This window comes from Hansschlegelia sp. (assembly GCF_035538955.1).
Taxonomy (GTDB): Bacteria; Pseudomonadota; Alphaproteobacteria; order Rhizobiales; family Methylopilaceae; genus Methylopila.
Genome location: NZ_DATLJK010000009.1, coordinates 235,802 through 257,339 on the forward strand (window position 1 = coordinate 235,802; position 21,538 = coordinate 257,339).

Genomic DNA, 21,538 nt, shown 5'->3' on the forward strand with positions numbered 1-21,538 from the left:
CAATCGGGAGTATGGAGGGGGCGATCCTTCAGCCGAACCGTGCGGTCACGCGGCGCGCCAGCGCGCCTCGGCTGTTATTCTCGCGCCACCGAAAGCAGCACGTGCTCCCCGATCCCAAAACGTCGCCCCTCATGCGCGCGCTGCTCCAGCGCGGCTACGCCGAACTGACCGCCGTCCAGAGCGAGGTTCTGGCGGCCGCCGGAGAGGGCCGCGACCTGCTGGTCTCGGCGCAAACCGGATCGGGCAAGACGGTCGCCTATGGCCTCGCCATCGGTGAGACGCTGCTCGGCGGCGCGGAAACCCTTGAGCGCCCGGGTCAGCCGCTCGCGCTCGTGGTGGCGCCGACGCGCGAACTCGCCATGCAGGTGGAACGCGAACTCGCCTGGCTGTTCGCTGGCGTCGGGGGCCGCATCGTGGCCTGCGTCGGCGGCATGGACCCACGCGCCGAGCGGCGAAGCCTCGAGCGCGGCGCCCATATCGTGGTCGGCACGCCCGGGCGGCTGCGCGACCATATCGACCGCGGCGCGCTCGACCTCTCGGCGCTGAAGGCGGTCGTGCTGGACGAGGCCGACGAGATGCTGGACCTCGGCTTCCGCGAGGACCTCGAGTTCATCCTGGAGGCGACGCCCGCGGAGCGCCGCACCCTGCTGTTTTCCGCCACGCTGCCGCCCGCCATCATCGCGATCGCGCGCCGCTTCCAGCGCGACGCGGCCCGCATCGAGACGCTCGGCGAGACCCGCGCGCACGCCGACATCGAGCACCGCGCAATCCGCGTGGCGCCGCGCGAGGTCGAGGCGGTCGTGGTCAATGTGCTGCGCCAGCAGGACGCTGCCGCCGCGATCGTGTTCTGCTCGACCCGCGAGGCGGTGCGGCGGCTGCACCAGCATCTGTCGACACGCGGCTTCTCGGCCGTGCTGCTGTCGGGCGAGCTCGGCCAGGCCGAGCGCAACCGCGCTCTCGAACAGGTGCGCGACGGCCGCGCCCGCGTCTGCGTCGCGACCGACGTCGCGGCGCGGGGCATCGACCTCGCCAATGTCGAGCTGGTGATCCACGCCGACCTGCCGCACGACGCCGAGGTTTTCCAGCACCGCAGCGGCCGCACGGGCCGCGCCGGCCGCAAGGGCGTCAGCGTTCTGCTCGCGCCCGCATCGCGCCGCCGCAAGGCTGAGCTGCTGATGACCGACGCCGGCCTGACGCCGGTCTGGAGCGGCCCGCCCTCCGCCGCCGAAATCCGCGCGCTCGACGAGCAGCGTCTGCAGGCCGACCTTGCGGCCGCGGCGCCTCCCGGCGAGGACGAACGCGCCCGCGCCGAGGCGTTGCTCGAGAGCGTCGGCGCCGAGCAGGTCGCGGTCGCGCTGCTGCGGCTCCACCGCCTGCAGCTGCCGGAGCCCGAATCCGTTGAGGATCCGGGCGAGTGGACGCGGCCGCGGGAGCGCGCCCGGGGCGGCGACGCGGGCCGGCCGGACGCTTCTCCGCCGCGCCGCCGTGAGGAGTTCGGCGACAGCGTGTGGTTCCGGCTGGGCGTCGGCCGCAAGCAGAACGCCGAGCCCAAATGGCTGCTGCCGCTCATCTGCCGCCGCGGCGGCGTCACCCGCAACGAGATCGGCGCGATCCGCATCTTCGAGACCGAGAGCAAGGTCGCGATCGCGGCCTCGGCCGCCGAGGCGTTCGCCGCGCAGGCTCTGGGCGCGGAGAAGGGCGACGTTCTGATCACCCGCGCCGACGCCCCCGAAGCGCGCGCCTATGATCCCGCGCCGCGGCGCGCCGAAAGCGGGCCGAGGCCCACTTACGCCAAGCCCGCTTACGCAAAGCCGGGACGCGCCAAGCCGGAACGCGAGACGCGAGCGCCCGCCGGCGCCTCGGAGCGAGGCGGCTGGACGGACGCGCCTGTCGTGAAGTCCTGGGGCGCCAAGCCGAAGCCGTCGAAGCCCAACGCCAAGCACGCCGCCGCCAAGCATGGAGCCGCCAAGCACGCCGCGGCGAAACCCGAGCGCGCCACGCCGCGCCGCAAGGCCGACGCCCGCCCGGCGGTCGCCGCGCGGGCCCGTCCGGCGCAGCGCGCCAAAGCCAAATAAAGCAGCGTCGGGGCGCCTGCTAAAACCCCAGCACGCGGGCGATCTCGTCCGCCGCCATGGTGGGAGCGGTTTCCCCTGAGGCGACGGCGCGTTCGAGTTCGGGGACGCGGGCCGCGAGACGCGGATCTTCGGCGAGGCGCTCGCGGAAGCGGGCCTCCACCATGGTCCACATCCAGCGCACCTGCTGGCGCTCTCGGCGCCTCTTGAGCTCGCCGGCCTTTTCGCGCGCGTCGCGGCAAGCCAGAACGCGCGACCAAAGCGTGTCGAGGTTTATGTCGTCCCGGCCCGAGATCGTCAGCACCTCCGGCTCCCAGGCGCCGGAACGGGCGTCGAGAATCCTCAGCGCGGCCTTGTATTCCGCCGCGGCCGCCCGGGCGCGCGCGGCGCCGTCGCCCTCGGCCTTGTTGACCGCGATGATGTCGGCGATCTCCAGCACGCCCTTCTTGATGCCCTGAAGCTCGTCGCCGGCGCCGGGCAGCATCAGCACGAGGAAGACGTCCGTCATGTCCGCGACCGCGACCTCGGACTGGCCGATGCCGACCGTCTCGACGAGGATCACGTCGAAACCGGCGGCCTCGGCCAACAGCATGGACTCGCGCGTCTTGGCCGCCACGCCGCCGAGCGTGCCGGCGGAGGGCGAGGGGCGCACATAGGCGTTGCGGTCGAGCGCGAGCCGGCTCATGCGCGTCTTGTCGCCGAGGATCGAGCCGCCGGTGCGGGTCGAGGACGGATCGACCGCAAGCACCGCGACGCGGTGGCCGGCCGCCGTGAGGCGCGAGCCGAGCGCGTCGATCGCGGTCGACTTGCCGACGCCGGGCACGCCCGTAATCCCGATCCGGACCGCCTTGCCGGTGTCGGGCAGCAGCCCCTGCACCAGTTCGCGCGCGGCCGCCTGATGGTCGGCCCGGCGGCTCTCGACCAGCGTGATCGCACGGGCGAGCGCGGCCCGGTCGCCGGCCCGGATGTGGGCGGCGTAATCGGCGACGTCGATGGCAGGCCTTTTGGGCGACACGCGGAAACCTTCGGGTGGAGGCGGGCGGCGAGGCTAACGCGGCCGGAGAGGCGCGATCACGCAAATTTCGTGAGCAGCTCTCCGAACCGTCATCAAGCGTTCAGCGTTCTCGAGGCATAAAGATGTTACAAAGTGTTTCAGCTCTCAGGGAGGGCGTCATGAACGCGGATCGCCTCGAAGGCCGGTATCGTCAGGTCAAGGGCCGGCTGCAGCAGATTTGGGGCCGGATGACCGGCGATCGCGCGCTGGTGCTGCGCGGACGGGCGACCGAGTTCGCCGGCGCGGCCCAGGCGAGCTTCGGGCGCGCAATGGGCGCACGGCCGTTCGGCCTGCGCCGCCGTCTTGGGGTGTGAAGCTGCACGGCTGAGCCGCCGCTATTGCGGCGCCTCGAGCAGCAGCTCATGCGCACGTTTGCGGTAGGCGTCGCGCGTCGCCTCGCTCGCGACCTCGAAACCATCGGTCGGGCGACCCGAGCTCTCGAACTGCTTCGTGTCCCACAGCAGCGAAGGCGGGTTTTCGGCGCGGAACAGCTGCTTCGCCAGCGCCTCGACCAGTTCGGGCGCCGGCTCTTCGGGCGTGTCGTCGAGATCGCTCATTCGGCCGCCTGCGCTTCCGTGTAGCCGAGCCGCTCGCTGAGCATCCGCATCAGATCCTTGGCGGCCTCGGCCACCACCGTGCCGGGCGGGAAGATCAGGCTCGCGCCGGCCTCCTTCAGCGCCGGGTAGTCGACCGGCGGAATGACGCCGCCGACCACGATCATGATGTCCTCGCGGCCCTCGGCGCGCAGCGCGTCCCGCAGCGCTGGCACCAGCGTCAGATGGCCGGCGGTCATGGTCGAGATGCCGACCACGTGCACGTCGTTCTCGATCGCCTGCCGCGCGGCTTCTTCGGGGGTGGCGAACAGCGGGCCGATGTCGACGTCGAAGCCGAGATCGGCGAAGGCGGAGGCGATGATCTTCTGGCCGCGGTCGTGGCCGTCCTGACCGACTTTCGCCACCAGGATGCGCGGCCGGCGGCCGTCGGCGCGCTCGAAGGCCGCGACCTGGGCCTGCACCTCGTCGATCGCCCCCATCGCGCGAGCCTCCCGCTTGTAGACGCCGGAGATCGAGCGGATTTCCGCCCGGTGCCGGCCGAAGACCTTCTCCATCGCCTCGGTGATCTCGCCGACCGTCGCCTTGGCCCGCGCCGCCTCGATCGAGAGCGCGAGCAGATTGCCGGTCCCGCGGGCGCCGTTTTCGAGCGCCGTCAGCGCCGCCTCGACCGCCTTCGGGTCGCGCTCCGCGCGCAGCCGCTCGAGCTTGGCCTGCTGGGCGGCGCGCACCTCGGCGTTCTTGATCTGCCGGACGTCGAGCGTCTCGTTCTTCAGCACCCGGTACTTGTTGACGCCGACCACGGTCTGCTCGCCGGAGTCGATCCGCGCCTGGGTCGTGGCGGCGGCCTCCTCGATGCGCAGCTTGGGCACGCCGGCCTCGATCGCCTTGGCCATGCCGCCGAGCCGGTCGATCTCGGCGATGTGCTGCAGCGCCTTGGTCGCCAAGTCGTGCGTCAGCCGCTCGACATAGGCCGAGCCGCCCCACGGGTCGATGAAGCGCGTCGTGCCGCTCTCCATCTGCAGCACCAACTGGGTGTTGCGGGCGATGCGCGCCGAGAAATCCGTCGGCAGCGCCAGCGCCTCGTCGAACGAATTGGTGTGCAGCGACTGGGTGCCGCCCTGGGTGGCGGCGATCGCCTCGAGCGTCGTGCGGATGACGTTGTTGTAGACGTCCTGCGCGGTCAGCGACCAGCCGCTGGTCTGACTGTGGGTCCGGAGCGGCAGCGACTTCGGGTTCTTGGCCCCGAGGTCCGTCATGAGCTTCGTCCAGATCAGGCGCGCGGCCCGCATCTTGGCGATCTCCATGAACACGTTCATGCCGATCGCCCAGAAGAACGACAGCCGCGGCGCGAACCGGTCGATGTCGAGGCCCGCCGCCATGCCGGCGCGGACATATTCGGCGCCGTCGGCGAGCGTGTAGGCGAGCTCGAGGTCGGCCGTCGCTCCCGCTTCCTGCATGTGGTAGCCGGAGATCGAGATCGAGTTGAATTTGGGCATGTGCTCGGACGTGTGCGCAAAGATGTCCGAGACGATCCGCATCGAGGGCTGCGGCGGATAGATGTAGGTGTTGCGGACCATGAACTCCTTCAGAATGTCGTTCTGAATGGTCCCGGCCAGCTTCTCCTGCGGCACGCCCTGTTCTTCGCCCGCCACGATGAACAGCGCGAGCACCGGCAACACGGCCCCGTTCATCGTCATCGACACGGTCATCTTCTCGAGCGGGATGCCGTCGAAAAGCGTGCGCATGTCGTAGATCGAGTCGATCGCGACGCCCGCCATGCCGACGTCGCCCGCGACGCGCGGATGGTCGCTGTCATAGCCGCGATGGGTCGCGAGATCAAAGGCGACCGAGACGCCGGTCTGCCCGGCCGCGAGGTTCGCGCGATAGAAGGCGTTGGAGTCCTCTGCGGTGGAGAAGCCGGCATATTGCCGGATCGTCCAGGGCTGCGAGGCGTACATGGTCGGGTACGGGCCGCGGATGAACGGCGCTAGGCCGGGCCACGTGTCGAGCCCTTCGAGGCCGGCAAGATCCGCCTCGCCATAGAGCGGCGCGACCGCGATGCCTTCGGGCGTCGTCCAGGGCTCGGCGCCCGTCGCGGGCGGGGCGAGATCCGGGCGCCGCCAGTCGATCGCGGCGAAATCGGGAAGCTTCGCGGTCATGATGCCTCTCCGGCGCGGGGTTCCACGACCGAGGCGAGCTTGGTCGCTTCGCGGAGCGCGTCAAGCGCATTGTCTCCGGCGGCCACGAAGCGGCCGACGCCGGCCTCTTCCAGCTCCGCGGCTCCAGCTTTCGGGCGGCCTGCGAGCCAGACCGTCCCGCCGGCCGCGCGCAACGCGGCGGCGAGAGCCGGTCCCTGCTCGGCGTAAAGGTCGTCGGCGCCGCAGATAATCGCAAGCCCGGCGCCGCTCTCGCGGAACGCCTGCGCGACCGCAGCGGCGTCGCCGCCGACCGGGCCGTCGATTGTGGCGATCCCGCCGGCGGTCAGCAGGTTGCGGATAAAGCCCGCGCGCGCCGCGTGGCGCGCAATCGGCCCGAGCAGCGCGAGGAAGGCGGTCGGGCGCTCGGGCGCGCTCTCATTCGCGGCGCGCAGCGCCTCGAAGGGCGACGCCAGCCGGTCGAGGTCGAGCGGCGTCGCCGAGGCCGTCGGGTTCGGGCGCGAGGCGAGCCGGATGTCAGCGACCGTCGCGCCGGCCGCGACGGCGGCCACGATGGCCCGGAAGCCCGCGGGGCTCTCCTCGAACTCCGCGTTGATCTTGCGGGTGGGGGAGGGCTCGCCCGACGCCGGGTGCGGAGCCAGCGACAGGAGAGCTTCGCCGCCTTGAGGGAATTCGGAAACGCCCACGACAGGCGCGCGTCGGGTCGCGACCGCCTCCGCGCGGGCCCCGCGGGTCTCGAGGATCCGCTCCTGCCAGAAGCCGGAGCACAGAGCCTCGAACAGGCCGCCCTGACGCTCGATGCCGCGGAACTGCTCCCACCCGGCTTCAGCAAGCTTGTCGGTCAGGCGCTCGATGGCGCCGGCCCCTGCCGCGGGGTCGGCCACCCGATAGGCGTTGCTCTCTTCGAGGATGATCGACTGCGCGTTGCGCGCCAGGCGGCGGCCGTCGGCGTCCGAAGCCGCGAAGGCGTGCGTATACGGGAGGACCGTGAGGGAATCCGCCCCGCCGACCCCCGCCGCGAAGGCCGCGATGGCGGTGCGGACCATGTTGGTGTGCGGGTCCCGCCGAGTCATCATGCGTCGCGAAGTCTCGGCGTGGATGTGGACGGGCCGCTGCGGCAGCCCGGCCTCCTCGCGCCAGCGCGCCCACATCAGCCGCGCGGCGCGAAGCTTGGCGATCGACGCGAACTGCTCGGCGTCGCACGCGAACGCAAAAGCGACCGCGTCGGCCGCGACCTCCAGGTCGACGCCGTTGTCTATCATCGTGCGGACATGCTCCGTGGCGGAGGCCAGCACGGTTGCGAGCTCCTGCGCGTCGCTTGCCCCGGCGCAGTGCGCCACGCGGGCGTCCGCCATCGCGATGGGGCTCGTGAAGCCTCGTTCGCGCAGCTCCGTGACCACGCCCGCGAAACGCCTGCGGATCTCCGGCCAAGCCTTCGGCAGGGCGCCGGTGCGGCTCAGGTCGCGCAGCAGGTCGATGCCGAACAGCACATTGACCGAACCCGGCGCAAAACCGCGCCGCTCGACGAGCGCAGCGAACATGGCTGCGAGGATTCGGCCCTCATAGGGCGCGACGTCGAGGTGGATCGGCGCGAGATCGAGCAGCACGCCGTCCAGCGTCGCCGCGAGGTCCGCCAGGCTCTCGACCCGAAGGCCGGGCCCGTCGCCCTGGCCCGCGAGAGCGAGCGACAGCCCGGTCGCGCCATTGTTGAGGTCCTCGAGCGCCTGAGCGTTCGCAGCCGCGGGATCGGCGAGGTCGATGCGGGTCATCGCGATCCAGGGCGTCCCGGCGGGCCGTCCGGCGATCGGACGAGGCGCCGCGCGCGGCGCAATGCCCTCAATCAAGAGGCCGTCGATCGTCCGATGCATAAGAACGGAGTCGAGCGGGCGCCCCTTCAGCGCCGTTTCGGCGGCGCGGCGCCACTCCGCCTCGCTGGCGGGGAATTCGGCGGCGAAGTTCGTCGCCGGCTTGATCGGTTCCATCGTCATTCGGTTCTCGGCCTGGAGCGCCGCGACCCTGCCACAGGGGCCTTGGTCCCGCCATTACCGACAATGGAACTAGAGCGGGCGCCGCGGCAGGCGCGCTGCGCATCCGCCCGCCCTTAGGCTAACCGCAGAAACGCTGTGCGCTGCAGCAAGATCACGGCTCCGCGAGCACGGCCCTCAGAAACTGACGCCGAGACGAGCGCGGCTGGAATGCGTCGCTATGTCGTCCCGCCGCCCATAGTCGTAGTTGACGCTCAGATTGACGCCCGGGGCCAGGTCCGCGCCAACCCCGAGGCCGCCGACGACGCCGCGCCCGTTCGGGCTGCCCACCGACGCCAGCCGCGCAGCGGCGCCGCTCGCGTCGGTGGAGGACAGCGCGTCGGCGTCGAACGCCACGGCTTCTTCGGCGCCGACGAAAGCCTGCAGGTCGAGCGCGGGGCCATGCGCCGGGCGGAGCTTGCGCGCGGCTGTCAGCCGAAAGGACCCGATCGCAGCGCGGGCGGTCCGAGCGTCGAAGGACTGCGGATTCTCGCCGCCGCATTCGCGGTAGCGGGTCAGCGTGTTGGAATAGGCCGCAAGCGCGAGCGTGGGCGTGATCTTGACGCGGTCGAATGTCAGGGTCGCGCCGATCTGGCTGCCGGCCCGAAAGCCATAGGCGAAGGCCGAGGCGCGGCTGCGTGCGTCTTCCGGGCCGCGGTCCACCGACCAGAAGTCGAACACCGATCCGCCAAACAACAGCTTGGCGAAAGACGTCCCGCGGTTGAGCCGGCCATAGATTTCGGCGTGCTGGGCGAAGGTCCTGGCGCTCAGGTCGCCGGAACTGACGTCGCCGAAGCCCGCGCTCGCGGAGGCGCCGACGATCGTTCCGGCGCCGATGTCGCGGTCGATCCCGAGCCGCATGACCGAGGTCGACCCGCCTGAGCCGAGCCGGCCCTCACGCTCCGCCTGCCCGAAGGAGGCGGAGCCGTTCTCCCAGTAGACCGCGGCCTTCGGGATCGGCCGCTTGTCTTCGGGCCGCGCCGCGTCGAGGCGCGCGAACGCCGCCTCGGTCTCGGCATGAGCAAGGAAGACGCCGCTTTCGGCCAGCGCCTGCGCGGAGCGGAGATCGTCTGCGCGCGCCGTCGCGACGCAGACAAGCGCCGCCATGCCGAGCGCAAGCCCGGCGCGGGATTTCAGCAAGTTCATTGTCGCCACTCAAAGGAGCGTGGCCGGCGGCCCGCACGGCGCCGGTCAGCGTTCTTCGCAGGCGCAGTATGAACGACTGTTCAGGATTCGCAGTTCACGCCGATTCACGATGGTGCGAGAGGTACATAGCCCTCACGCCGCGCGGTATTGGCAGGCGTCGGTCGAGTTTTTGTGGCGGCCTCGATCGCCGCGCGGGAGTCTCGCCACGATCAGCCGGCGAGCGCCGCGAGTATCCGGACCCAGGAACGCGTGCCTTTGCGGAAGCTCTCGAGATCGTATTTCTCGTTGGGCGAATGGATGCGGTCGTCATCCAGCGCGAAACCCACCAGCAGCGCGTCGAGCCCGAGCGTCCGCTTGAAGTCGCCGACCACCGGGATGGAGCCGCCGGAGCCGATCGTCACGGGCGGTGAGCCCCATTCGGCCTGCAATGCGTCGCGAGCCTTCGCGAGCGCCGGGCTGTCGAACGGCAGCTGGATCGCCCGCGAGCCCTTGTGGCCGGTGAACTCGACCTTGCAGTCGGCCGGCACGCGTTCGCGCACGAAGGCGCGGAACGCCTGCCGGATCGCCGCGGGATCCTGGTCGCCGACGAGACGGAACGAGATCTTGGCCTGCGCTTCGGCCGGGATCACGGTCTTGGCGCCGGCGCCGGTGTAGCCGCCCCACATGCCGTTGACGTCGCAGGTCGGGCGCGACTGGATTTGCTCGATCACCATGCGGTCCGTCTCGCCGGCCGGGACCGACAGGCCGATCGGGCCGAGGAAGGTCTCGGCGTCGAGGCCAAGGCCGCGCCACTGCTCGCGGACCTCCTCCGGGATAACCGGCACGCCGTCATAGAAGCCGGGGAGCGTGACGCGGCCCTGGTCGTCATGCAGGTCCGCCACCATGCGGGCCACCACGTGGAGCGGGTTACGGGCGGCGCCGCCATACATGCCGGAATGCAGGTCGCGGTCGGCCGCCCGGACGGTGATCTCCTCGTAGAGCAGGCCGCGCAGCGACGAGGTGATGGCGGGCGCGCCTTCGGCCCACATCGTGGTGTCGCAGACCAGCGCGACATCGGCGACAAGCTCCGCGCGCGCCTCCTCCAAGAAGCCCGGCAGATTCACGGAGCCGGACTCCTCCTCGCCCTCGATCACCATGGTGACGCCGCAGGGCAGCGAGCCGGTGGCCGCCTTCCAGGCGCGGCAGGCCTCGACGAAGGTCATCACCTGGCCTTTGTCGTCGCTCGCGCCGCGCGCCACGATGATCTGTTTGCCGGTCTTGGTCGTCGCGAGGCGCGGCTCGAAGGGCGGGGTCTCCCATTTCCCCAGCGGGTCGACCGGCTGGACGTCGTAATGCCCGTAAAACAGCACGTGGGGTCCGCCCGCCCTCGGCTGCCGGGCGAGCACGACCGGGTGGCCGGGCGTCTCGCGCAGCTCGGCCGAGAAGCCGAGCGTGGCGAGGTCGCGTCTCAGCCAGTCCGCGGCCTCGCGGCAGCCGTTGCGGTAGGCCGGATCGGTCGAGATCGACGGAATCCGCAGCAGCGCGAACAGCCGCTCCAGGCTCTTGTCGAGGCTGTCGTCCGCGGCGGCGAGTGCGCGGTCGAGGTCGGACATCGCTGTCGGCTCCTGTGCGAAAGGCGGACGTCGCGCGGTATGGACGAAACCGTCGCGGATGTGGAGCCTTTCGGCCCCCTAACGCCTGAGCAGGCCGCCGAGCACGCCGCGCACCACCGCGCGGCCGAGGGAACCGCCGATGCCGCCGGCGACAGACTTGCCGAGCGAGGCCGCAACGTCGCCGGCGGTGCGGTTCACGATCGTCCGCGTGACCTCGCGGGCGACCCGCTGGCCGGGTGTCAGCGTTCCCTTGCGGCCGGCTCCGGCGCCGAAGATCGTCTTGAACAACCCGCCAAGCACGTCGCCGCCGCCGGCGTCCGCCTGCGCGGCGGCCTGGTCGGCCGCGACCGTCGTCTGCGCCTTGCGGGCGAGCATCTCGTAGGCGGAGTCGCGGTCGATCGTAATGTCGTAGCGGCCGGCGACCGGCGAGGAGGCGACCAGCGCCTTGCGCTCGTCGGGCGTCACCGGTCCGATGCGGCCGGCCGGCGGCGCGATCAGCGTGCGCTGCACGACGGTGGGCGCGCCCTTGCCCTCGAGCGTCGAGACCAGCGCCTCGCCGACGCCGAGCTCGGTGATGACCTGGGCGGTGTTGAGCTCCGGGTTCGGCCGGAAGGTCTCAGCCGCGGCCCTGACCGCCTTCTGGTCGCGCGGCGTGTAGGCGCGCAGCGCGTGCTGCACGCGGCTGCCGAGCTGGCCCGCCACCGTCTCCGGCACGTCGATCGGGTTCTGCGTGACGAAATACACGCCGACCCCCTTGGAGCGGATCAGCCGGACCACCTGCTCGACCTTGTCGATCAGCGCTTTGGGGGCCTCGTCGAACAGCAGGTGAGCCTCGTCGAAGAAGAACACGAGCTTCGGCTTGTCCGGGTCGCCGACCTCGGGCAGCTCCTCGAACAGCTCCGACATCAGCCACAGCAGGAAGGTGGCGTAGAGCCGCGGGCTCGCCATCAGCTTGTCGGCGGCGAGGATGTTGATGACGCCGCGGCCGTCCGGCGCCGTGCGCATTAGGTCGGTCAGCGACAGCGCCGGCTCCCCGAAGAACTTTGCGCCGCCCTGTTGCTCCAGCACCAGCAGCTGGCGCTGGACCGCGCCGACGGTCGCCTTGGCGACGTTGCCGTAACGGGTGGTGAGGGTCGCGGCGTTCTCCGCCACGTAGCCGAGCAGCGCCTGCAGGTCCTTGAGGTCGAGCAGCAGCAGGCCCTGCTCGTCGGCCACGCGGAAGACGATGTTGAGCACGCCTTCCTGGGTGTCGTTGAGCCCCATCAGGCGCGACAGCAGCAGCGGCCCCATCTCGGACACCGTGGCGCGGATCGGATGGCCCTGCTCACCGAACAGGTCCCAGAGCACGACGGGGAAGGCGCTGTTCTGATAGGGCTCCAGCCCCACCTCATGCGCACGCTTGAGCAGGAAGTCCTTCGGCTCGCCGTTCTGCGAGACGCCCGAGAGGTCGCCCTTGATGTCGGCCGCGAAAACCGGCACGCCGGCTCGCGAAAAGCCCTCGGCCAGCACCTGCAGCGTGACCGTCTTGCCCGTGCCGGTCGCGCCGGTGACGAGGCCGTGGCGGTTCGCCAGCCGCAGCTCGAGCTGTTCGGCTTTCACTTTCTGGCCGCGCCGATCAAAGCTCGTCCCGATGAAGATCCTGCCGTCTTCGGCCATTCGGCTTGCCCCTCTGCGCTCCCGGGGCGCGAAAGTGGCACGGCGCACGGACCGAACCAAGCCGGCCTCGTTCCAAAGGGTCGCTTGTCAGCCGACGACCTGTCCCTAAACTGCGCCGCCGCCAACGGCTCGAGGGGGAGACAGGCATGGACGAATTGGTGACCCGGCTATCGACCGCCGCTCACATCGACCGCGCCAAGGCTGCGGCCGCGGTCAAGACCATCCTGGTGTTCCTCGACAGGGAGGCCCCGCCGGCGGCCGTGAAGGAGCTGGTGGACGCAATGCCCGGCGCCGCTCCGGTGCTCGACGAGGGCAGGGCGGAAGCCGCCGAATCCCCCGGCTATGCCGGCTTCGGCGCGATGGCCGCCTACCACGCGCTGACGGCTGCTGGCCTGTCAGGCGGCGAGGTCCAGGTCGTCACCCGCGAGTTGCTCGCCTATTCGCGGGAGAGGGTGGGGGAAGAGACCACGGGCCGGATCGTCGGCGCCGTGCCCGGGCTTGAAGCCTTCATCTGAGAAGCGCCGCCTCCGGCGGCGCTTGCGCGTGCGCGTTCGCATGGCCCGCGTAAGATTGGGCCGGGTCGGCCACGATGCTGCGCGGGGAGGCGACGCATGTCCTATCCAGTCTCCGGCGTCGGGAGCATCGGCCCGGAGGCTGTCGCAAAGCTGAAGGCGATCCGCGTCCGCACCACCGCGACCGTGCTGGAGCGGGCGAGCACCCCGAAGGGGCGCAAGACGCTGGCCGCCGAGGCGGGCCTGGACGAAACCGTCATTCTGAAGCTCGCCAACATCGCCGACCTGACGCGCGTGCCCGGCATAGCGCTGGACTACGCCGAGCTGCTCGAAGCCGCGGGCGTCGACACCGTCCCGGATTTGCGCAGCCGCAACCCCGCCAATCTCGCGCGCCTGGTCGCGCGGCTGAACCAGAACCACAAGATCGTGCAAGTGCCGCCGTCGGAGAAGATGCTGGCGAAGTGGATCGAGCGCGCCCGGGCGCTGCCGGTGAAGATGACCTACTGATCGCGCGCCGGGGTTTCTTCCCGAGGCGAAATCATGCTGATGGTCCGCTCGACCTCCACGCTTCCGGATCCACGCATGTCCGACGGCTCGTCCCAGCCCGCCTTCCGCTCCGCCCGCCTGTTTGAACGCACAGGCGGCCCGCGCATCATGGGCATCCTCAACGTGACGCCGGATTCGTTCTCCGACGGCGGTCGTTTCGCGGCCGTGGAGAACGCCGTGGCGCACGCCCGGGCCATGGCGGCGGAGGGCGCCGACGTCATCGATATCGGCGGCGAGTCGACCCGGCCGGGCTATCAGGCGGTCGACGCCGAGGAGGAGATCCGCCGCGTCGTGCCGGCCATCCGCGCCGTGAAGCAGGCGGTCGACGCGCCGATCTCGATCGACACCATGAAGGCCAAGGTGGCGGCCGCGGCGCTCGCGGCGGGCGCGCAAATCGTTAACGACGTCTGGGGGCTGCAGCGCGATCCGGACATCGCGCGCGTCGCCGCCGAACACGGCGCGCCGGTCGTGGTGATGCATCACCGCACCGAGGTCGATCCGGCGCTCGACATCGTCGAGGACATGAGGCGGTTTCTCGGTCGCTCGATCGAGATCGCTCAAAAAGCCGGAATTCCGGACGCCGCGATCGCGCTCGATCCCGGCGTCGGCTTCGGCAAGACGGTGCAGCAGAACCTGATCGCCATCCGTCGCGTCGACGCGCTCGCGGCCATGGGTTTTCCAGTGCTGCTCGGGACTTCGCGCAAGTCGCTGATCGGCCACATCATCGAGCGAAAGCCGGAGGAGCGCGTGTTCGGCACCGTCGCGACCTCGGTGCTCGGCTGGCGGCAGGGCGCGGTGATGTTCCGCGTCCACGACGTGCGCGCCAACCGCGACGCGCTGCTTGTCGCGCAGGCGATCCTCGACGCGTGAGCGGTATGGCCGCTTAGCGCGGGACCGCCTCAGGAACGAAAACGGGGCCCGAAGGCCCCGCCGTATCAATCGCTTGTGACGATCACCTCGCCTTGGAGTACAGCTCCTCGACATACTCCCAGTTCACCAGGTTCTCGATGAACGCCTTGAGGTAGTCGGGCCGGCGGTTGCGGTAGTCGATGTAGTAGGAGTGCTCCCACACGTCGACGCCGAGCAGCGGCGTCGCGCCGTGAACCAGCGGGTTCTCGCCGTTCGGGGTCTTCATCACCTCCAGCTTGCCGTTCTTGAGCGCGAGCCACGCCCAGCCGGAGCCGAACTGGCCCTTGCCGGCCTCGATGAAGTCCTCCTTGAACTTGTCGACGCCGCCGAGGTCCTCCTTGATCTTGGCTTCCAGCGAGCCCGGAACCGCGCCGCCGCCGTTCGGCTTCATCCATTTCCAGAAATGGATGTGGTTGAAGTGCTGCCCGGCATTGTTGAACAGCGCCTGATTCTTCCCGTAGGAGCCCGTCACCACCTCCTCGAGCGGCTTGCCCTCGAGGCCGGAGCCGGCGAGCAGCTTGTTGCCCGTCTCGACATAGGCGTTGTGGTGCTTGTCGTGATGGAACTCCAAGGTTTCCTTGGACATATAGGGCTGCAGAGCGTCATAGGCGTAAGGCAGGTCCGGAAGCTCGAAGGCCATCGAAAATCTCCACGGGAAAAGGATGGGGTATTCCGCTCGGCCGCGAGGCGTGACGAAGCTCCGCGTGCAGCGGCGGGTCGCCCGCGTTAGATAGGCCGGTCGGCTCCGCGGGACAACGCCGCCGCGAACCTCCAGGCTGCTTCATCGGTCGGTAACCATGGCCGGCCCAGAGACTTACGAGCCGACAACCCGCGAGGCGCCAGATCCATGTCCGTCGTCCTGTACCTGCTCGGAGCCGGCCTGTTGGCCTGGAGCGGCCTCATGCTGCTGCAGGGCGACGCCTTCGCGACGCTCGACATCGCGACGCGGCTCGCCGGGGCGGGCGTGCTGGCGATCGGGCTCGGCGCCATTACGGGCGCGATCCGGCGGCTCGGCCGAATCATCGCCGGAGCGGCGGGCGGCCTCCCGGCGGGTGACGCCGGCGAAGGCGGGCTGATGGGCGTGATGGCGCGCGGCCGGAAGGCAGGCGTCGCCAAGCCGGCGCCGCGGCCGCTGCCGAGAGCGCCCGCGCCGCCCCGCCCCGAATCCGCTCCTGCACCTGCACCTGCACCTGCTCCGGCGGCCGAGACGGAGCGGCCCGCCGCCCCGGTCGCGAAGCCGCCGCTGCGCGAGCCGGTTGCGCCCTCTGTCCCACGCCCTGCGGCCCCCGAGCCCCGCGTCGAGGCTCCGCGAGGCGCGAAGGATCGTCCGCCTGCCGCCACCCCGGTGTCCGCGGCGTTCGAGCCGCCGGTAGTGGTCGCGCCCATGCTGGGAGGCCTTGCCGCGCCCCAGCCGGCCCGGCCGGAGCCGCCGGCCGCGTCGGTCGTCCGCGAGCGCGACGACGCGCCGGAAGCGTCCGAGAAGATCGAGATCGAGGCAGCGTCCCCGCCTGCGCCGGAGCCACAGCCGGCTGCGGCGGTCGCAGAGACCGAGACTGAGACTGAGACTGAGACTGCGGCCAAGACCTCTCCGGCCGAGCCCAAGCTGGCGGAGACGTCGTCACCAGCGCCCGTCGAGGCTCCCGCGCAGGCGGAGCCTCCCGCGGGCGCAGTCGCCGGCGCAAAGCGCGCGTCCCCGCCCGAATGGCTGATCCGGGCCCGCGAACGGCGCGAAGCCAGGGCGCGTGCCGAACGGAAGGAGCCGAGGCTGGACGTTCCGCCGCCGCCGGAGCCGGAGGAGCCGGCGGCCGAACCCGAGACGGTCGCCCCGGCAGAGGAGGCCGCCGAAGCGGAGGCGGCCGCGGCTGGCCCGCGCCTCGTCCGGGAGGGCGAACTGAAGGGCGTCACCTACCGCTTCTTCGACGACGGGTCGGTGGAGGCGGAATCGCCGCATGGCCGCCGCCGCTTCGGCTCCGTCGAGGAGTTGCGCAAGACGGTGCTCGCCGCGCGTGGCGGCGTCTTCGATCCGGCCGACGAACCGGAAGGGATCGAGGAGACCGGCGAGTCGGTTGTGGCCCAGCCGGAGAACGACGACGACCGGCCGCGCTTCCGCAGCGCTCCCGAGGAGCCGCCGCCGCTCAGCGCCGGGCCGGCCGACCGCCTGTCGGAGGACCCGCTCGACGCCGCAATCGCGGAGCTCGAGCAGGGCGCGCCGCGGCTCAGGCGCTAGGCCCGGACTCAGTCTCGGCGCGGCCGACCGCCCAGAGCGCGAAGGCGTAGGACAGCGCGACCTCGTCGAGCCGGTCGAACCGACCCGCGGCCCCGCCATGGCCGGCGTCCATGTTGGTCTTGAGCAGGATCGGCCGCCCGGAGGTGGTCGCCTCGCGCAGCCGCGCCACCCATTTGGCGGGCTCCCAATAGGTCACCCGCGGGTCCGTGAGACCGGCGAGCGCGAAGATCGCCGGGTAGGGACGCGGCCCGACATTGTCGACCGGGCTGTAGCCGCGGATGCGCCGGAACGCCTCCGCGTCCTCGATCGGATTGCCCCATTCGGGCCATTCCGGCGGGGTCAGCGGCAGCGTGTCGTCGAGCATGGTGGTCAGCACGTCGACGAACGGCACGTCGGCGATGATCCCCGCGAACAGCTCCGGCCGCAGATTGGCGATCGCGCCCATCAGCATGCCGCCGGCAGAGCCGCCATGCGCCACGATGCGGCCGGCGGAGGTGAAGCCGGCTTCGGCGAGATGCTCGGCGACCGCGATGAAGTCCAAAAAGGTGTTCGGCTTGTTCTCGAGCTTGCCGTCGAGATACCAGCCCCATCCCTTCTCGGTCCCGCCGCGAACATGCGCGATGGCGTAGACGAAGCCGCGATCGACCAAGGACAGTCTGCCGCCGGAGAAGCTCGCCGGGATCGAGATGCCATAGGCGCCGTAGCCGTAGAGCAGGCAGGGCGCTGTCCCGTCGAGCGCGAGGCCGGCGCGATGCAGCACCGTGACCGGCACGTCGGCGCCGTCTGGCGCGGTCGCGGTCACGCGACGCACCACATAGGCCGCCGGATCATGGCCGGACGGGATCTCCTGGCGCTTGCGCAGCCGGCGTTCGCCGGTCGTCATGTCGTAGTCCCAGACCTCGGCGGGCGTCGCCAGCGAGGAATAGGTGAAGCGCGTGATTTCGGTGTCGAATTCCCGGCCGGCGTCGACCCCGAGCGAGTAGGCCTCTTCCGGGAAGGCGATCTGGTGCTCGCTCTCATCTGCAAGCGCGCGGATCACCAGCCGCGGCAGCGCGTCGACGCGTTCGAGCCGCACGAGGTGACGGGCCGTCGCCGCGTGGTCGAGGACGTAGATTCCAGGCCGGTGCGGCAGCAGTTCGCGGGCCTCGCCTGACGGATCGTCGGCCGGGACGGCGACCAGCTTGAAGTCGACCGCGCCGTCCGCGTTGGTACGCAGGATCAGGGTCGAGCGGCCGCCGAGCGACGGGTGGTGGTCGAGCTCGTAGCGCACGCCGGTCCGGCGCGGCCAGACCAGGCGCGGGGCGGTCTCGGGCGCGTCGCGCGGGATGAGATGCGCCTCGCTGGTGTCGTGGTCGGAGACGGTGATGACGCAGTAGGCGCCCGAGCGGGTCTCCTCGACGCCGACGAACCAGCCCGGATCCTGCTCCTTGAAGACGAGTTCGTCCTGATCGACAGGCGTCCCGAGCCGGTGGCGGTAGACCTCGAGCGCGCGGTGCCGCTCGTCGAGCCGGACATACCAGAAGCTCTTTCCGTCCGCGGCCCAGACCGTCGCGCCGGTGGCGCTGGAGACCTCATCGGCGAGATCCGCGCCGGTCGCGAGGTCGCGCACCCGGATGGTGTCGAACTCCGAGCCCTTGTCGTCGGCGCTCCAGGCCAGAAGCGCGTGGTCGGGCGAGACGCGCCAGTGACCGAGCTGGAAGAAGGCGCGCCCCTTCGCCAGCGCGTCGCCGTCGAGCAGGATCTGCTCAGCCTCCGCGTCAGCGCCGCGCGGCCGGCGCACGATCAGCGGGTGCTGGCCGCCCTCGCGGTAGCGAATGGCGTAGTCGTAAGGCCCCTCGGGCGTGGGCGGGGTCGAGTCGTCTTCCTTGATGCGGCCCCGCATCTCGGCGACGAGCTTCGTCTTGAGCGCGCCGAGCGGCCCGAGCAGAGCCGCCGCATAGGCGTTCTCGGCTTCCAGATGCGCGCGGATGTCGGCCGGCAGCACCTCCGGCCGGCGCATGGCCTCGGCCCAGTTCTCGGCCTTCAGCCAAGCGTAGGGATCCTCGAGCCGCACGCCATGAACCACGCGGGCGAAGGGCCGCCGCTCCGCCTCGGGCGGCGTGACGTCGCAGACCTCGGACGTCTGAACCGGAAGGGTCATGCCCGCCTTTCTTTCGCCGTTTGCTGGAGCGACTTGGCGTCGCAGAAGGCCGGGACCGTAGTTTTCGCAGGCCGCTTCCGCAAGAACAGGACCCCTCCGCCGGCCGGCGGCGAGCTGTGCGGCATTTCGCCGGCCGCGAAATCGGCCGATCGGCTGCTAGGAAGCGCCGGTAATCGCGACAGTCATCGTCGGCGGACATAAACAAAAGCGGTTGACGGCGACGCCGAGAACTTGCGCCCACCTGACTGATTGTCTATTGCACAATGAGCCTCGCGGGCCGAATCCATCAAGGCCGCGGTCGCCGCCATCCGCAAGGCCGCGCTGACATTTCCTCACGGGCTTGGCTGTTCGCTTCAGCCGACAGCTTTCAATGAAACTCACGGAACGGGATTTCCATGAGCGAAACCGCTACAACGTCCAACTATATCGAGCTCGCGGCAGACATCGTGTCGGCCTATGTCAGCAACAATTCGGTGTCGCCCACCGACTTGCCGGGGCTGATCAACGAGGTGCATTCGGCGCTCACCCGGGTTTCGACCGGGGCGGCGGAGCCGGCCGCCGAGGCGCTGAAGCCCGCGATCCCGGTCAAGAAGTCGGTGACGTCGGACTACATCGTCTGCCTTGAGGACGGTAAGAAGTTCAAGTCGCTCAAGCGGCACCTGCGGACGCAGTACAACATGTCTCCCGAGGAATACCGGGAGAAGTGGGGCCTGCCCTCCGACTACCCGATGGTCGCGCCGAACTATGCGGCCGCCCGCTCCGAACTCGCCAAGAAGATGGGCCTGGGCCAGCAGCGCGGCCGCCGCGGCCGCTGACACCAGCGCCATCGAGACTCAACGGCAAAGGCCGCTCCGGCTTTCGGGCGGCCTTTTCGCTGTCGACTCGAGGTTATGGGGCGGCGGATAAGCCAGCAGCGGCGGCGGCGAGCTCGGCGGTTGCGCGCGAGACCACGTCGTATTGCCCATCGAGCAGCGCCGGAAGTCCAAGAGGCGCTCACGGAGGATTTTCGCCTGTGACGCGACCGCGGCAGGGGCCAGTTCTCCATTGCGTTGCGGTCGATCGAATTCTGGCGAGTCCCACATGAAGAGGGTCTCCGCCAGCCGGGCGAGCCGCGCGGCGTGCAGAGCGAGAGCCGAGATCACGCCGAGCCGGGCTGCGGCGGAGTGGGGCCGCGACGGCGGCCGTCGGTCTCCGCCTGAAGCGCCTGGAGAAGGGCGATGTGGCGGTTGAGGTCGTAGGTCCAGTGGCCGGCGCGGCCGCGCCGCCGTTCGGCGCGCAGCGCCCGGGTGAGCCGCGCTACGATCCGGCGGCGAAGCTCGGGTCCGTCGCTCGAGAGTTCCCGAGGGTCGATAGCGATCAGGCGCGGCAAGGCAAGCGTGCGGTCGTAGCCCGCGGCGTCGCCGCAAATCGCCGCCGCCAGTCCGCGCTCCGCCGCCGCGTGGAGCGCCGTGGGCCGTTTCGCAGAGCTCCGCCGGCGCGGATCGTCTCCCACATTTCGCCCGCCATGTTCCGTCGCCGCCATCCGCTGTCCTCCCGGGCTGCATCGCAAGCATGCGGAACTTCATGCGGCTGGACAAGAAAAAAATCCTATGACAGTTTTCTGTCCTAGGCAGGGAGGCACAGGATGGCGGAGCGGATGGTGCGGTCGGGGGAAGGGGCGTCGATGGTCTCGGCCGCCGGAATGAGGCTGCTGGCGAGGGTCGCAGCGGCGGGGCGGGCGGGGCTGTCGCCGCCAGCATCGGCCGCCGCAGCGGAGCTCGAGAGCCGGGGCCTCGTCCGGCCCGATGCGAAGGGCGCGCTGGTCGCGACCGCGGAGGGCGCGGTGCGGCTCGCCCGCGCGCAGGGCGGCGAGGAGGGTTTTCTCGCGCAGCATCGCGCGCTGGGCCGGCGTCAGGTCCCGATGCAAGGCGGCAGGCTTGAGAGCGCGCTGGTCGATCTTGACGAGAGCCCGCTTGGCTGGCTCGCCCGACGCAAGGGGCGGGACGGAAAGCCGCTGCTCGCGCCCCACGAGGTGGCGGCCGGCGAGCGGCTGCGGGCCGATTTCACCCGCGGCCAGATGACGCCGCGGATCACGGCCAACTGGGAGGCGTCGGTCTCGCGCGGTAGACGCGGCGGGGCGGGGGCGGCGGCGGAACTCGCCGACTCAGCGATGGCGGCGCGCGAGCGGGTGCGTCGCGCCGTGGAGGCGGTCGGGCCGGAGCTTTCGGGCGCGCTGCTCGACGTCTGCTGCTTCCTGAAGGGCATGGAAGAGGTTGAGCGCGATCGCGGCTGGCCGGCGCGCGGCGCAAAGCTGGTGCTCGGTCTCGCGCTGTCGCGGCTCGCCCGGCACTACGGCTACGCGCCGGACGAGCATGCGCCGGACAGGCCCGGACGGATCGTCAGATGGGGAACGCCGGACAGCCGGCCGACGATCGACGGCGGCGAGCCGCCGGCGTGAGGCTCAGGAGGCAGCCGGGGCGGCTTCCGCGCCCGCGCCCGCGGCGGCGGCCGCTTCGCGCTTGATGCGCTCCACCATCGAGCGGAGACCGTTGGAGCGCTGCGGGGTGAGATGCTCGCGCAGCTGGATGCGGTCGAAAACCTCGCCCGCGTCGGTCTTCAGGATCTCGCGCGCCGTCCGGCCGGAATAGAGCGCGACCGTGATCGCCACCAGCCCCTTGACCAGATGGGCGTCGCTGTCGCCCCGGAAGGTCAGCACCGGATCGGCGCCTTCGCCGACCGTCGTCTCGAGCCAGACCTGACTGGCGCAGCCCTGCACCTTGTTGGCGGCGCTATGCGCCTCCGGGGGCAGCGGCTCGAGCTCCCGGCCGAGCTCGATAAGGTAGCGGATGCGCTCCTCCCAGTCGTCGATAAATTCAAAGCCGTCGAGAATTTCGTCGATCTTCATCACGCCCTCTCGTCCCGCCGGAGGTAGTGCGGATGCCGACGCTCTGCAAAGAAAAAGCGCCGCTCG

General features: G+C 70.8%; 19 protein-coding genes. 8 read left to right on the forward strand and 11 right to left on the reverse strand.

What is annotated here, in order from left to right:
- The first annotated feature begins 131 nt into the window (after positions 1-131).
- Positions 132-2,075, forward strand: a complete 1,944-nt coding sequence (locus VM780_RS05645) for a DEAD/DEAH box helicase (protein WP_325445992.1) — start codon at positions 132-134, stop codon at positions 2,073-2,075.
- Positions 2,076-2,094: 19 nt separating this feature from the next.
- On the opposite strand, the gene meaB is transcribed toward VM780_RS05645, so the two are convergent.
- Positions 2,095-3,087 (reverse strand): methylmalonyl Co-A mutase-associated GTPase MeaB, encoded by a 993-nt coding sequence (gene meaB, locus VM780_RS05650; protein ID WP_325445994.1) that lies wholly within the window; start codon positions 3,085-3,087, stop codon positions 2,095-2,097.
- A gap of 158 nt (positions 3,088-3,245) precedes the next feature.
- Between meaB and VM780_RS05655 the strand changes: the two genes are divergently transcribed.
- The gene (locus VM780_RS05655) at positions 3,246-3,440 is read left to right on the forward strand and encodes a CsbD family protein (RefSeq protein ID WP_325445996.1); all 195 of its coding nucleotides are present in this window, start codon (positions 3,246-3,248) and stop codon (positions 3,438-3,440) included.
- 21 nt (positions 3,441-3,461) lie between these two features.
- On the opposite strand, the gene VM780_RS05660 is transcribed toward VM780_RS05655, so the two are convergent.
- From VM780_RS05660 to VM780_RS05685, 6 genes are all read right to left on the reverse strand, one after another.
- Positions 3,462-3,683 carry a hypothetical protein gene (locus VM780_RS05660; RefSeq protein ID WP_325445998.1) on the reverse strand — a complete coding sequence of 74 codons (222 nt, stop codon included), beginning with the start codon at positions 3,681-3,683 and terminating at the stop codon, positions 3,462-3,464.
- Positions 3,680-5,839, reverse strand: coding sequence for a methylmalonyl-CoA mutase (scpA, locus tag VM780_RS05665; protein ID WP_325446000.1), 2,160 nt, complete (start codon positions 5,837-5,839; stop codon positions 3,680-3,682). The genes VM780_RS05660 and scpA overlap by 4 nt, the downstream gene beginning before the upstream one ends.
- A complete protein-coding gene (locus tag VM780_RS05670; RefSeq protein ID WP_325446002.1) occupies positions 5,836-7,824 on the reverse strand; it encodes a methylmalonyl-CoA mutase family protein in 1,989 nt (662 codons plus the stop codon). Before VM780_RS05670 ends, scpA begins: the two co-directional genes overlap by 4 nt.
- 174 nt (positions 7,825-7,998) lie before the next feature.
- Positions 7,999-9,006 carry an autotransporter domain-containing protein gene (locus tag VM780_RS05675; protein ID WP_325446004.1) on the reverse strand — a complete coding sequence of 336 codons (1,008 nt, stop codon included), beginning with the start codon at positions 9,004-9,006 and terminating at the stop codon, positions 7,999-8,001.
- 209 nt (positions 9,007-9,215) lie between these two features.
- The gene (locus VM780_RS05680) at positions 9,216-10,598 is read right to left on the reverse strand and encodes a dipeptidase (protein WP_325446006.1); all 1,383 of its coding nucleotides are present in this window, start codon (positions 10,596-10,598) and stop codon (positions 9,216-9,218) included.
- 78 nt (positions 10,599-10,676) lie between these two features.
- Positions 10,677-12,254, reverse strand: a complete 1,578-nt coding sequence (locus tag VM780_RS05685; RefSeq protein WP_325446008.1) for a helicase HerA-like domain-containing protein — start codon at positions 12,252-12,254, stop codon at positions 10,677-10,679.
- A 146-nt stretch (positions 12,255-12,400) separates the two neighbouring features.
- On the opposite strand from VM780_RS05685, the gene VM780_RS05690 reads away from it, so the two are divergent.
- The 3 genes from VM780_RS05690 to folP all read left to right on the forward strand — a co-directional run bounded on the left by VM780_RS05690 (position 12,401) and on the right by folP (position 14,182).
- A complete protein-coding gene (locus VM780_RS05690) occupies positions 12,401-12,769 on the forward strand; it encodes a hypothetical protein (RefSeq protein ID WP_325446010.1) in 369 nt (122 codons plus the stop codon).
- A 96-nt stretch (positions 12,770-12,865) separates the two neighbouring features.
- Positions 12,866-13,273, forward strand: a complete 408-nt coding sequence (locus VM780_RS05695; RefSeq protein WP_325446012.1) for a DUF4332 domain-containing protein — start codon at positions 12,866-12,868, stop codon at positions 13,271-13,273.
- A 75-nt stretch (positions 13,274-13,348) separates the two neighbouring features.
- A complete protein-coding gene (gene folP / locus VM780_RS05700; RefSeq protein WP_414652798.1) occupies positions 13,349-14,182 on the forward strand; it encodes a dihydropteroate synthase in 834 nt (277 codons plus the stop codon).
- Positions 14,183-14,264: 82 nt separating this feature from the next.
- Here the strand turns inward: folP and VM780_RS05705 are convergent, their stop codons facing one another.
- Positions 14,265-14,861: a superoxide dismutase gene (locus VM780_RS05705; protein WP_325446014.1), complete on the reverse strand. Its 597-nt coding sequence runs from the start codon at positions 14,859-14,861 to the stop codon at positions 14,265-14,267.
- A gap of 207 nt (positions 14,862-15,068) precedes the next feature.
- Here VM780_RS05705 and VM780_RS05710 point away from each other — a divergent pair, with 207 nt between their 5' ends.
- Positions 15,069-16,448: a hypothetical protein gene (locus VM780_RS05710; protein ID WP_325446016.1), complete on the forward strand. Its 1,380-nt coding sequence runs from the start codon at positions 15,069-15,071 to the stop codon at positions 16,446-16,448.
- Here the strand turns inward: VM780_RS05710 and VM780_RS05715 are convergent.
- Positions 16,438-18,588 (reverse strand): S9 family peptidase, encoded by a 2,151-nt coding sequence (locus tag VM780_RS05715; RefSeq protein ID WP_325446018.1) that lies wholly within the window; start codon positions 18,586-18,588, stop codon positions 16,438-16,440. The two genes, VM780_RS05710 and VM780_RS05715, sit on opposite strands and share 11 nt — an antisense overlap.
- Positions 18,589-18,983: 395 nt before the next feature.
- On the opposite strand from VM780_RS05715, the gene VM780_RS05720 reads away from it, so the two are divergent.
- Complete coding sequence (locus VM780_RS05720; RefSeq protein WP_325446020.1) at positions 18,984-19,403, forward strand: MucR family transcriptional regulator; 420 nt, start codon at positions 18,984-18,986, stop codon at positions 19,401-19,403.
- Positions 19,404-19,726: 323 nt separating this feature from the next.
- Here VM780_RS05720 and VM780_RS05725 read toward each other — a convergent pair whose 3' ends face one another.
- Positions 19,727-20,110, reverse strand: coding sequence for a hypothetical protein (locus VM780_RS05725; protein WP_325446022.1), 384 nt, complete (start codon positions 20,108-20,110; stop codon positions 19,727-19,729).
- A gap of 102 nt (positions 20,111-20,212) precedes the next feature.
- Here VM780_RS05725 and VM780_RS05730 point away from each other — a divergent pair, with 102 nt between their 5' ends.
- On the forward strand, positions 20,213-21,025 hold the full coding sequence (locus VM780_RS05730) for a DUF6456 domain-containing protein (RefSeq protein ID WP_325446024.1): 813 nt from the start codon (positions 20,213-20,215) through the stop codon (positions 21,023-21,025).
- Positions 21,026-21,028: 3 nt separating this feature from the next.
- On the opposite strand, the gene VM780_RS05735 is transcribed toward VM780_RS05730, so the two are convergent.
- The gene (locus VM780_RS05735; RefSeq protein ID WP_325446026.1) at positions 21,029-21,472 is read right to left on the reverse strand and encodes a SufE family protein; all 444 of its coding nucleotides are present in this window, start codon (positions 21,470-21,472) and stop codon (positions 21,029-21,031) included.
- Positions 21,473-21,538: the final 66 nt, after the last annotated feature.